At 34.8% G+C, this 12984-nt stretch carries 11 protein-coding genes; 6 read left to right on the forward strand and 5 right to left on the reverse strand.

The annotated features are described in order from the left end of the window. Nucleotides 1–224: 224 nt before the first annotated feature. The 5 genes from syd to gluQRS all read left to right on the forward strand — a co-directional run bounded on the left by syd (nt 225) and on the right by gluQRS (nt 4901). On the forward strand, nt 225–758 hold the full coding sequence (gene syd, locus A9G48_RS10330; protein ID WP_065568689.1) for a SecY-interacting protein: 534 nt from the start codon (nt 225–227) through the stop codon (nt 756–758). A gap of 128 nt (nt 759–886) precedes the next feature. Beyond that, nucleotides 887–2062, forward strand: coding sequence for an amino acid aminotransferase (locus A9G48_RS10335; protein ID WP_034948337.1), 1176 nt, complete (start codon nt 887–889; stop codon nt 2060–2062). Nucleotides 2063–2899: 837 nt separating this feature from the next. Continuing rightward, nucleotides 2900–3382: a 2-amino-4-hydroxy-6-hydroxymethyldihydropteridine diphosphokinase gene (folK, locus tag A9G48_RS10340; RefSeq protein ID WP_034948340.1), complete on the forward strand. Its 483-nt coding sequence runs from the start codon at nt 2900–2902 to the stop codon at nt 3380–3382. Between the two features lie 138 nt (nt 3383–3520). Then, nucleotides 3521–3976: an RNA polymerase-binding protein DksA gene (gene dksA, locus A9G48_RS10345; protein ID WP_034948343.1), complete on the forward strand. Its 456-nt coding sequence runs from the start codon at nt 3521–3523 to the stop codon at nt 3974–3976. A 34-nt stretch (nt 3977–4010) separates the two neighbouring features. After that, entirely contained in the window at nt 4011–4901 is an 891-nt protein-coding gene (gene gluQRS / locus A9G48_RS10350; RefSeq protein WP_034948346.1) for a tRNA glutamyl-Q(34) synthetase GluQRS, read from the forward strand. Here gluQRS and moaA read toward each other — a convergent pair. Beyond that, a complete protein-coding gene (gene moaA, locus A9G48_RS10355; RefSeq protein ID WP_034948348.1) occupies nt 4881–5855 on the reverse strand; it encodes a GTP 3',8-cyclase MoaA in 975 nt (324 codons plus the stop codon). The genes gluQRS and moaA overlap by 21 nt on opposite strands. A gap of 305 nt (nt 5856–6160) precedes the next feature. Between moaA and ppnN the strand changes: the two genes are divergently transcribed. Beyond that, a complete protein-coding gene (gene ppnN / locus A9G48_RS10360; RefSeq protein ID WP_034948351.1) occupies nt 6161–7537 on the forward strand; it encodes a nucleotide 5'-monophosphate nucleosidase PpnN in 1377 nt (458 codons plus the stop codon). Nucleotides 7538–7637: 100 nt separating this feature from the next. Here the strand turns inward: ppnN and radA are convergent, their stop codons facing one another. The 4 genes from radA to A9G48_RS10380 form a co-directional block, all read right to left on the reverse strand. After that, on the reverse strand, nt 7638–9017 hold the full coding sequence (gene radA / locus A9G48_RS10365) for a DNA repair protein RadA (protein ID WP_034948354.1): 1380 nt from the start codon (nt 9015–9017) through the stop codon (nt 7638–7640). A gap of 9 nt (nt 9018–9026) precedes the next feature. Continuing rightward, a complete protein-coding gene (gene serB, locus A9G48_RS10370) occupies nt 9027–10001 on the reverse strand; it encodes a phosphoserine phosphatase (RefSeq protein ID WP_034948414.1) in 975 nt (324 codons plus the stop codon). Nucleotides 10002–10148: 147 nt separating this feature from the next. Next, nucleotides 10149–11438 carry a 16S rRNA (cytosine(967)-C(5))-methyltransferase RsmB gene (rsmB, locus tag A9G48_RS10375; RefSeq protein ID WP_034948357.1) on the reverse strand — a complete coding sequence of 430 codons (1290 nt, stop codon included), beginning with the start codon at nt 11436–11438 and terminating at the stop codon, nt 10149–10151. A gap of 37 nt (nt 11439–11475) precedes the next feature. After that, complete coding sequence (locus tag A9G48_RS10380; RefSeq protein ID WP_034948358.1) at nt 11476–12819, reverse strand: Na+/H+ antiporter family protein; 1344 nt, start codon at nt 12817–12819, stop codon at nt 11476–11478. Nucleotides 12820–12984: the final 165 nt, after the last annotated feature.

Consider the following 12984-nt stretch of genomic DNA (forward strand, 5'->3'; position numbering starts at 1 on the left):
ATTAAAATTAATTTAGCTATATTATCAAAAACAAATTTTATCTATTTGAAACATTAAACTAAAACATCAGATAAAGCTAAAAATATCTCTACAAACTTTTATTTGATTATTAGAATAATTAACAAAAATTATATATCAAAACAATAGTGCATATATTAGCTAAACCAGTATAATAATTGATATATGATAATATTTTTATAAAATTAAGAGATTAAATTAGTTTTATGGATTCAGTTGATAAAAATGCATTAATTGATTTCACTGCTCGTTGGCTGAGTCAGTTTGAGTATGCACCACAAAGCGAAGAACTCCATGCCATGTCTTCACCCTGTATTTTAAAGACCGATCAATTAACTGTGTTTTGGAGACCTTTCTTATTAAATCCGCCTAGAGATCTAACAGTCGTTGAAAAAATTGTTGGTATCACGTTACAACCAAACGCACACGTTTTTTATGGAACTCAGTACGCAGGCAATATGTCAGCAAAGTTTGCTGATATCAATTTAACACTAATACAAGCTTGGAATGACGATGATTTTTCAAATTTAGAACAACATTTAATTGCTCATTTATCTCAGCAAAAAAGATTAAAACGTTTCCCGACTATTTTTATAGCAACAACCGATGAAGATACAACTATAATTGCATTAAACAACCTCACCAATCAAATTGTAAAAGAAGATTTAATAACAGGGCAAATTATAACTTTAGCTGATGATTTGATGTCATTTTTAGACAAACTCATTGTACGTAACTAAAAAATGATCTGTGAAAAGATTAAATTATCAGCTAAATCTTTTTGGTAAAATTCAATTATCTAAATTGTATATTACAAAATAATGTGTATATAATGCGATGAAAGTAACTTAGAGGAAATAGGTGAATTATGTTTGAAAATTTAAATGCTGCCCCGGCAGATCCTATTCTCGGTCTAGCCGATCTTTATAATAAAGATGAACGTATCAATAAAATTAATTTAAGCGTTGGTGTTTATAAAGATGAAACAACCCTAACACCTATTTTAGATAGTGTAAAAAAAGCTGAACACATTTTACTTGATAAGGAGGCGACTAAAAGCTATTTACCTATTGATGGCGTTCCAGAATTCAATATTGCAACACAAAGCTTGCTTTTTGGTAGTGAAAGTGAGCGAGCCAGAACAGCACAAACACCAGGTGGCACGGGTGCCTTACGTATTATGGCAGATTTTCTAGTTCATCGAACCAAAGTAAAACGTATTTGGTTAAGTAATCCGTCTTGGCCAAATCATCTTAGTATTTTTCAAACAGCAGGGCTTGAAGCACGTGAATACAACTATTATAACCCACAAACACATAGCCTTGATTTTGATGCTATGATGAACAGTTTAAACCTAGTTACAAAAGGAGATGCAGTCTTATTCCATGGCTGTTGTCATAACCCAACGGGTATTGATCCAACACCTGAACAATGGCAAACTATTTCTGGTTTAGCTTTAAAAAATGGTTGGTTACCACTATTTGACTTAGCTTATCAAGGCTTTGGGCAAGGAATTGAAGAAGATGCCTACGGATTACGCTTATTTGCTAACATGCATCCAGAGCTACTCATTGCTAGCTCCTATTCTAAAAACTTTGGGCTTTATAACGAACGTGTTGGTGCCTTTACTTTAATTTCCCAAAGTACTGAAATTGCCGATCGCGCCTTTAGCCAAGTAAAAACCATTATTCGTGCAAATTACTCTAACCCACCAGCTCATGGAGCAAAAATTGTTTCGTATATTCTAAATAATAAGGAATTAAAAGAAGAATGGATTAATGAATTAACCAACATGCGGCAACGTATTCATCGTATGCGCCAATTATTTGTCAAAACGCTACAAGATAAAGGCGCAAATCAAGATTTCAGTTTCATAGTCAAACAAAATGGCATGTTTTCTTTTAGTGGATTGAATGAAAGGCAAGTACTTAAATTACGCAATGATTATGGTATTTATATTATTAACTCAGGGCGCATTAATGTCGCAGGAATGACCCTAGATAACATGTCCAGACTGTGTGAATCAATTGTTAACGTGTTATAATACATAATAATTTATTTTAATTTTGGGAGTTTTAATCTTTTTCAATAAAGACTAAGCACCCAAAATTACGCAAACGTCCTCCTCTTTTACTAACCTAAAAAACTGATCTAAAATCAGTAAATCCATTTTGTTATATCAATATCAATACTAATTATTGGACACTATTCTAATATTAATTAATAATTTTTTAACAAAATAACAGTAACTATTAAGGGTTATTTGATAGCATCACCTGTTTTAGGTTTTCTAGATTTAACTAACAATTTTAATTTCAATTAAACACGTATATTTTGGTGAAAATAAAGCCTTTTAGACAATTAAATCAATATTGAGTTTACTTTGACAAAAACGGTGGGAAAATTTGAACTAGCTCCTAATAATTTTACCTATACACAATACAGTTGTTGTTGCAAAAGCAGATCTATTTTTTGCCAGTTAGTCAAAGCTTAGCATTGCCACCTTCATTATTGCTCCACAAACCAATAGTTTTTGAATTATCCAATTCATTGCAATCTTTTAAATTACAAGCAAAATAATTCATTACTTGATTAATCATTCCGTTCAATAATTTGAAGTTAACAAATTATGTGCATGTTTATTAAGAAAGTTAGTTAATTTCTTAAACGGATTATAAACCCTAAAATAAGATCATTTTCACATGATAAATTAATTCGCACAGAAATGAGAAAAAAGCATCAATAAAAAACTGATCTATTTATAATTCAATACGTTCAGATCAAAAGCATTAATCATTTTATATATACATTTTTTGCCTGTTGTATTATATGATAAAATGCTACTACTTAAATATATTTATATTCTGAAAAAAACCTAATTATGTCAATTTGTTATATTGCTCTTGGAAGTAATCTTGGAAATCCGCTTGAACAAGCGAATCATGCCATTACTGCTTTACAACAGTTACCTAAAACAAAAGTAGCAGATATTTCACCTTTTTATAGGAGTAAACCTTTAGGCCCGCAAGATCAAAATGACTACCTTAATGCAGTTATAAAATTGATCACAGGCTTATCTCCGATAGAACTACTTGATGCATTACAAGCAATTGAAAAGTCACAAGGACGCATGCGTAAAGATAACCGTTGGAGTGCTAGAACCCTAGATTTAGATATTTTATTGTATGATAATTTAATTATTAATAGTGAAAGGCTTACTATACCACATTACCATATGAAACATAGGGAATTTGTACTCTACCCTCTTTTTGATATCGCTCCGGAATTGATATTACCTGATAATGATAATTTACATGACTTAGTCGTTAAATGCCCTATAAATGGCATGAAACAGTGGAATTGATAATAAAATTTATTTATAACACGCACTTATATTAATCTACATAGTTTACTTAAAAAAAAACATAAAAAAATTTTGCCAATAGCTAATTTATTGCTATAGTTTAGCGCTTGCGAATAATCTGTATCTAAGGGGATTGCAGTGAAAAAGGAACAAAAATTAAATACATCTTCTCTTAGCCTGCTTTCAATTGCTGGGCTTGAACCTTATAAAGAGGCAAAAGATGAGGAGTATATGAATTCTAAGCAATTGAAACATTTTAAGCTTATCTTGGAAGCATGGCTTACTCAGCTACAAGGAGAAATGGGTAAAACTGTTTCACATATGCAAGATGAAGCAGCAAATTTTCCAGATCCTGCTGATAGAGCAACTCAAGAAGAGGAGTTTAGCCTAGAATTAAGAGCACGTGATAGAGAACGTAAACTTATTAAAAAAATTGAAAAAACATTAAAAAAGATTGAAACTGATGATTTTGGTTTTTGTGAATCTTGTGGTATTGAAATCGGTATACGTCGTTTAGAAGCAAGACCTACAGCCGATTTATGTATCGATTGTAAAACTCTTGCTGAACTTCGTGAAAAACAAATGGGAATGTAATCCTAGTTTTGTCTATTAATCTTAAATAAGACCTATGTATTATATCGGTCGTTTTGCCCCTTCACCATCAGGACCGTTACATTTCGGTTCGTTGGTAACAGCTCTTGGTAGTTATCTCCAAGCTAAATCTTGTCGTGGTAAATGGCTTGTCCGTATCGAAGATATCGACCCACCACGAGAAGTCAAAGGGGCATCATCACTTATATTAAAAACGCTTGAAGCACTTAATCTATATTGGGATGATACGGTCTTGTATCAATCATCTTGCTGTGAGCGTTACCGCACTATTTTAAAAACACTAATAGACAAACAAGAAGTTTATTATTGTGACTGTACTAGACAACGAATTCAAAACCTAACAAATGGTATTTACGATAATTTTTGTCGTAAACGACATTTATCTATCAATAATAAACAACAAGTTGCTATACGTTTAAAACAAAATCATCCTATTTTTCAATTTAAAGATCAGATTCGTGGCTTACAAACAGTTGAAAAAGCAAGCGCGCAAGAAGATTTTATTATTCACCGAAAAGGCGGCTTATTTGCCTATAACTTAGTGGTAGTATTAGACGATCATGAACAAGGAATTACCGAAATTGTTCGTGGCGCAGATCTTTTACCTGTTACTGCAAAACAAATCTCACTATATCAACTGCTTGGTTTTTCTGTGCCAAGTTACTGCCATTTACCACTAGTATTAGATAAAAATGGCAATAAACTATCAAAACAAAATCATGCTAGCCCGATTGATTTAAACAATTTTAAAGCGTTAACCGTCCAGGCTTTACAGTTTCTAGGGCAATGTGTGCCAGAAAATTGGCAAGACGCCACTCAAAAACAGTTACTAGATTGGGCTATACAACATTGGCAAATTGACAAAGTTCCAAAACAGAACAGCCAATTATCCACCGATATAAGATAAATTAGGGGTGAGTCCTACATGATGATCATGTAACAAATGCTTTTCTGGTTTAATCATTAATGAAGCAAGAATTCTTGCTTTTAATTGTTGTTTCTGTTCTGAGCTTTCCAACAAATCACGTAAATCAACCGCCGCATCGCCAAATAGGCAGTAATGTAATTTACCGATAGATGATACACGTAATCGATTGCAACTTTTACAAAAATCTTTTGAATAGGGCATAATCAAACCAATTTTTCCTTGATAGTCGCTGTGCACATAAATCTTAGCAGGACCTGATAAAGGTTTTTTGGGTTGTAACTCCCATCCCTGCGCAATTAATTGTGTTTCAATAAAACTACCAGACAAGTGATAACGATTAAATACATCATTGCTTTCGCCTGTTTCCATAAGTTCAATAAAGCGCAACTCTACTGGAATATCTTTAATCCATAACAAATAATCATTTAAATTATCATTCATGTTTTTCATCAAAACAGTGTTAATTTTGACTTTTTTTATACCTACTTCTAACGATTTATCAACACACTGCAGTAATTCTTTAAGCTTATTTTGACCAGTAATTAATTTAAATAAATGGGGAGAAAAACTATCAATACTAATATTAATCGCATTTAAACCAGCTTGATGCCAATGGTGAATATTTTTTAATAAACGTGAACCATTGGTCGTAATAGCGAGTTCCTTCACGCTGGGATAGGAAGATATGAGCGATAAGATATCAATAAAATCGCGACGCAAAGTAGGCTCACCACCGGTTAACCGAATTTTGCGTACACCGAGCTCAGTAAATGTTGCCACAACTTGATTAATTTCATTGAGCGACAAAAATTTATGTTCCTTGTTAGGCTGATAACCTCTCGGTAAACAGTACTGGCACTGAAAATTACACAATTCAGTAATCGATAAACGCAGATACTGAAATCGACGTCGATAATTATCAACTAATTGCATATAAGTTTAAACACCTTATCCAAATCCAAGAGCATAGCAATTTTTGTGCTATACCACAGCTCACCTAACATATAAAATCAATAAAAAACACTTTAGTAAAAGAGCTTCAGAGTTTAACTAAGTCTAACATAGACTTTATTTTTTGACTATTAGCAATTCAACAGTACAGTAACCAAATTATCGAAAAAATGCGACCTCACTCTTAAAGGTATAACAAAATAAAATGTTATTTTACCAAGTTATCTATTCCATCTGTTTAGGTATATAATAACTTTTTTAGATGAAACCGATAAATCGAGGTTGCAATGATCACCCATATTAGCCCATTAGGATCAATGGATTTACTTGCTCAAGCAGAAGTCGATATTTTAAAAAAATCCGCCAATAGTGAGCTTTATAAATTATATAGAAATTGCTCTTTAGCGACACTAAATGCAGGCAGTAAGACTGATAATACTAAAGATCTGTTAGATAGATTCCAGTCTTTCGAAATTAATGTGATTAGCAAAGAGCGTGGTGTCAAGTTGGAATTGGTTAATGCACCAAAAAGTGCTTTTGTTGATGGTAAAATTATTCGCTCAATTCAAGCTAACCTTTTTGCTGTACTACGCGATATCCTTTTTTTAAATAGTCAAATCAGTGCAGTTAAAGAGCTTATTTCCGATTTCAAATTTGAAAGGGATCAATCGTTTTATATTACAAACCTTGTTTTTTCTATTTTACGCAATGCCAATGCACTCCATGTGGGTGAAGAGCCAAATTTGGTTGTCTGCTGGGGTGGACATTCGATTAACGAAAATGAATACTATTATGCTCGTCAAGTAGGTATGCAACTTGGTTTGCGTGAACTTAACATTTGTACTGGTTGTGGTCCAGGTGTTATGGAAGCACCAATGAAAGGCGCTGCTGTTGGTCATGCGCAACAGCGTTATAAAGAAAGCCGTTTTATTGGCATGACAGAACCATCAATTATTGCAGCTGAACCACCTAATGCATTAGTCAATGAATTGATTATTATGCCCGATATCGAAAAACGCCTTGAAGCATTTGTACGAATGGCTCATGGCATTATTATCTTCCCTGGTGGACCGGGAACCGCCGAGGAATTGCTTTATATTCTGGGTATTTTATTAAACCCTGCAAATAAACATCAAACATTACCTCTAATTTTAACGGGTCCTAAAGAGTGCGAGTCCTATTTTGCTTCTATCGACAGCTTTATTCGTAGCACATTAGGCGATGAGGCAACTAAACTTTATCAAATTATTATCGACTCACCTGAACAAGTAGCTCGTATTATGAAAGAGGGTGTTAAGCATGTTAAAGCTTCACGCTTAAAAACAGGCGATGCTTATGGGTTTAATTGGCTATTAAAAATCGATGAATCATTACAACATACTTTCGAACCTACTCACGCTAATATGGCCTCATTAAATCTTCATCGTGAGCAACCTGTCGAGCTGTTAGCCGCTGATTTGCGTCGTGCGTTTTCTGGTATTGTTGCAGGAAATGTTAAAGAATTTGGTATGAAGCAAATTGCCGAAAATGGTCGATACAAATTACAAGGTGATATTGAAATTATGCAGCAACTCGATAATTTATTGCGTAGTTTCGTTAAACAAAACCGAATGAAATTGCCAGGAGGAAGCGCTTATCAACCTTGTTATGAAATTTGTTATTAAACAATAATATTAACCCATTTAATAAAAATTGAATCCAACTTTAATCCGCCGATAATCTTATTGGCGGATTAATTTTAACTATTACTATTTTATCTGTTTTTTAAAAATCACCTAAAATATCTAGTGCTTCTGACACTTTTTTAACTGCAAAAATTTGCATATTTTCGGGATTTTTCTTCGGCATATTGGCAATAGGTACAATTGCTTTTTTAAAACCATGTTTAGCCGCTTCAGAGATACGTTCTTGCCCGCTCGGTACAGGTCGAATTTCGCCTCCAAGACCAATTTCACCAAAAATAACGATATCTTGTGGCAACGGACGATTGCGAAAACTTGACACAAGTGCTGCAATCAATGCCAAATCCGCACTTGTTTCGGTAACTTTTACACCACCAACAACATTAACAAAAATATCTTGATCGGCCATTTGCAATCCCCCATGCCTATGCAATACTGCAAGCAATAATGCAAGCCGATTTTGATCTAGGCCTACAGTCACACGTCTTGGATTACCATACATCGAGTGATCGACTAGCGCTTGGATTTCGACCAGTAATGGGCGAGTACCTTCCCACAATACCATTACCGAACTACCCGGTAGCATTTCATCGCCACGGCTTAAAAAAATTGCTGATGGGTTGCTAACCTCTTTTAAACCTTGTTCAGTCATAGCAAACACACCCAGCTCATTTACTGCTCCAAAACGGTTTTTATGACTGCGTAAAGTTCTAAAACGAGAATCAGCATCACCATCTAATAAAATTGAACAGTCAATACAGTGCTCAAGTACTTTTGGGCCAGCAAGTGAGCCATCTTTAGTAACATGTCCCACCATAATAATAGCGATACCTTTTGTTTTAGCAAAACGAGTTAAATAGGCAGCTGTTTCTCGAACCTGAGCGACACTACCGGGCGAAGATTGGATATCAGTCAGGTGCATTACTTGAATTGAGTCAATCACCATTAGTTTAGGTTGTGACTGCTCAGCTAATAAACAGATTTGCTCAATACTGGTTTCGGACAACATATTAATATTATCCGCAGGTAAACCTAATCGGTGTGCACGCATTGCAACTTGTTGGAGGGATTCCTCACCAGTAACATAAAGTGTATTCATTTGTGATGAAAGCTTACTCATGGTTTGCAGTAACAACGTACTTTTACCTGCTCCAGGATTTCCCCCTATGAGAATGGCACTCCCCGGTACGACACCACCACCAAGCACACGATCAAATTCTGAAAAACCAGTTGAAAATCTTGGCAGTGCCTCTAAACTGATTTCGGACAATTTTTGAATTTTAGCTTGCCCAATCCCGCTACCTGCATAACCCGTTAATCTGTCGTTACGTGAAGAGGTACTTGCAAGCCTAACTTCGGTAATGGTGTTCCAAGCATGGCATGAACTACATTGCCCTTGCCAACGTGGGTAATCTGCTCCGCAATCATTACAAACATAAGCACGTTTTACTGCTTTTGCCAATTTAATCTCCTAACCTTCGCTTAATAAACTAGTGGATAAAATACACCATAACCCCGTTAAATCAGCATAATTAATACTAATTCGTGCTTTTTCGACAACTTTAGGTTTACCATGATAAGCAACGCCAAGACCAGCAATACGAATCATCATCAAATCATTGGCTCCATCACCAATTGCGACAGTTTGTTCAATGGGAATTTCCAGCGATGCTGCTAGTTGTTGTAATGTCCTTGCTTTATATTTTGCATCAACAATTTGACCAGAAACTTTACCAGTTAATTTTCCATGTTTGATTTCTAATTCATTAGCATATACAGCCGTTAGTTTTAGCTTCTGTTTTAAATGCTCGGCAAAATAGGTAAATCCCCCTGATACAATTGCTACATGCCAATTCCGTTGTTGTAACTGTTTAATCAAATAAATCAAACCTGGCGTGAGAGGAAGTTTATTTTTAACCTGTTGTAAAATACTTTCATTAGCACCTTTTAAAATAGCAACACGTTTACGTAAGCTATTTACAAAATCCAGTTCACCTCGCATGGCTTGTTCTGTAACACAAGCAACTTGTTCACCAACCCCTAACAATTTTGCTAGTTCATCAATACACTCAATACCAATTGCCGTTGAGTCCATATCCATCACTAATAAACCTGGTGACTGCAATGTTGGTAGATTATCAATTGGAGAGACATCGATACCTAATCTCAGTGAAATAGATTTCGCCTTTTTAGGCATGACGCCAGCGATACGAACAATTTGGTAAGTTTTAATTTTCCATGATGAAACAATCACCATTGGCATAGCAAGCTGCTCTTGAAATTTTGACAATACCGTTTTGTTTAACTTTTTACCATAAATAATCCAACCTGTTTTACCTGCATTATAATCTAAAGGAACAACTTCACAGCCATTTAATGAAAGCGGCAAACCTTGCCAATTTTGGATATTTTCAGGTAAATCATTGTAGGTAAGCGTGTAAGCCATATCAGATAGTATTCCTAACATAAAACAAGCCTAAAATTTATCATAACTACTAAACTTTGTCCAAGTTAGGATTAAGCAAGTAATTTACCATTTTATAGTTCAACACTATACTTCCTGAAGCTTTTCGACAAAAATAACAACTTAATTTTATTCTTTCGTTAATACCGCATAAAAGAAACCATCACCACCGTTTTCAGTAGGTAAAAATTGCTTAAGTTCACTTCGTAATTTTGCGGTGGTATTCTCTTGTAAAAAACGCTCAATTTGTAATTTATTTTCGTCTGGTAGAATTGAACAAGTGGCATAAACCAAAGTACCACCAGTTTTTAAATAAGGCCAAATATTAGTTAAGATTGCATGTTGTAGCTCAGTTAATTGGGCAATATCACTATTTCGGCGTAACCATTTTATATCTGGATGACGGCGGATAACGCCTGTTGCTGAGCAAGGCGCATCAAGTAAAATGCGATCAAATTGTTGCCCTTTACACCATCGTTCTGGGGTTAATCCATCACCAACTTTAACTTCGGCATGTAAGTTTAATCGAGTTAAATTTTCGTGAATGCGCTTCACTCGGCTAGGCTCAATATCCACCGCTAAAACTTGTGCTTTTGGAGCAACTTCTAAAATATGTGTGGTTTTACCACCAGGTGCTGCGCACATATCCAAAATGAACTCGCCATTTTGTGGAGCAAGTAAATAAGCGGCATATTGCGCAGACAGATCTTGTACCGTGACAGCACCCTCATCAAAATAGGGTAATTTATTTACATTGACTGGCGACAATAATCGCAGAGCACTAGGTAACTCTGGAAAGCTATCAGACTCAATTTGTTGTTCAGCAAGTAATTGTTGGTAATCACTTACTGAATATTGGTTAAGATTAACTCGCAACCACATTGGTGGCTTTTGATTATTAGCATGAACAATGGCTTGCCACTGCTCTGGATAGGCTTGCTTAAGGCGTGTTAACAACCAACTTGGGTGTAATGTCTGCTGGTTTTGTTGCTTGCTGTCTTGTGTAAATTGTTGTTGTAATGATGTTTGTTGGCGCAAAAACTCACGCAATACACCATTTACAACCCCTTTAAGCTGTGTTTTTTTGAGAGTATTGACCGCATTAACTGTCTCACCGACTGCTGCATGTGCTGGAATACGGGTATAAAGAATCTGGTAAATACCCACTAACAATAGGTCATGTAAAATTCTATTTTTACCCGTTAACACTTTACTCATCAAGGTATGAATATAAAAGTTGAGTTCTGGTAACACTCGCATCACACCAAAACAGATTTCTTGTACTAACGCCTTATCTTTATCGGCTATTTTGTGGTTTAAAGTTGTCAATGTAGCGCTTAATGACTGTCCTTCTTCTAGCACATTAAAAATAGCTTGCGCACAAATGGCTCTAATATTTTGGGATGATTTTTTATTCATAATGAATAGCGACCTTAATTCATTTAATTGGATTAACTTATAAAATTAACGAGCCAATCCAACCAGCAATAAATAATGGAATATTAAAATGGGTAAATGTTGGAATAACACTATCACGAATATGATCATGTTGCCCATCACTATTTAGCCCAGAAGAGGTCGCTAAAATAGTATCTGATGGTGGCGATCCCGCATCACCTATCGCACCTGATGCACCAATTAAGCATACGGTGGCAATTGGTGAAAAACCGAGTTGTACACAAAGTGGTACATATACTGCGGCAATGATAGGGACTGTCGAAAATGAAGATCCAATACCTAATGTAATAACCAGACCAATTAGCATCATCACAAAAGCGGCAATCACTTTATTACCAGCAAATAATGCTGCACTGTTGTTAACTAAAGGTTCTATTTCGTGAGTCTGTTTTAACACTTCGGCAAAACCTTGCGCTGAAATCATTACAAACCCAATCATAGCCATCATTTTGATGCCGTCCGTAAAAACGCCATCAGCTTCGCCCCATTTAATCGAACCCGATACAATAAAGCAAATAAAACCAATTAAGGCACCTAAAATCATTGAACCAGTATAAAGTTGAATAGTAAAAGATAGAACAATCGCCAATAATGAAACAATAAGTGAACGCTTATTCACATCTTTTAAAGCTTCTTGATTCGCCTCTTTATGAATAATTTTATATTCTCTAGGTTTACGATAACTGATAAAAATAGCCCATAATAAACCAACAAACATACCTAATGCAGGAATTGCCATTGCATGCATTACATTTACATGGCTAACATCCATTCCTGATGCAGTAATGTTTTTTAATAAAATTTGATTCAAAAAAATATTTCCAAATCCTACCGGTAAAAACATATAAGGGGTAATTAATCCAAATGTCATAATACAAGCAACCATTCTTCTATCAAGCTGTAAACGGGACATTACGTATAAAAGTGGTGGAATTAAAAGCGGAATAAAAGCAATATGAATAGGAATAACATTTTGCGATGAAATACTTACTAACCCAATAATAACAATCAAAATCCACTTGATACGTTTTTTTGCATCGCTTGATGTAAGTTGCTTAATAGCTTTATCAGCCAATAATTCGGGTAAGCCAGATTTTGATATTGCAACTGCAAACGCTCCTAACATAGCATAAGAAAGCGCAATATTAGCTCCATTGCTGATCCCAGTATTAAATGCATCAATAGTTTCTTTTAACGATAAATGGCTAAATAGTCCACCAACAAATGCACCAATTATTAAGCTAATAACGACATGAACACGGCAAAGAGATAAAATTAACATGCAAATTACCGCAACGACAACCGCATTTATTGAAGAAAACAAATCAAGCACTGTATTCATAAAATAAATTCTTATTTAAGAAGAAAACTTATTATTCTAGGCGATAGATGTTGAAAGTGCAATCGATAGTGTATACTCACTCTTTCATCTATATATAAATATATATAAAATTAAAAATGTGTTAATAAAAAATTCTAAAAATAGCCTTTAACTAAAATGTAGGGC

Source organism: Gilliamella sp. wkB18 (assembly GCF_001690875.1).
Classification (GTDB): Bacteria; Pseudomonadota; Gammaproteobacteria; order Enterobacterales; family Orbaceae; genus Gilliamella; species Gilliamella apicola_A.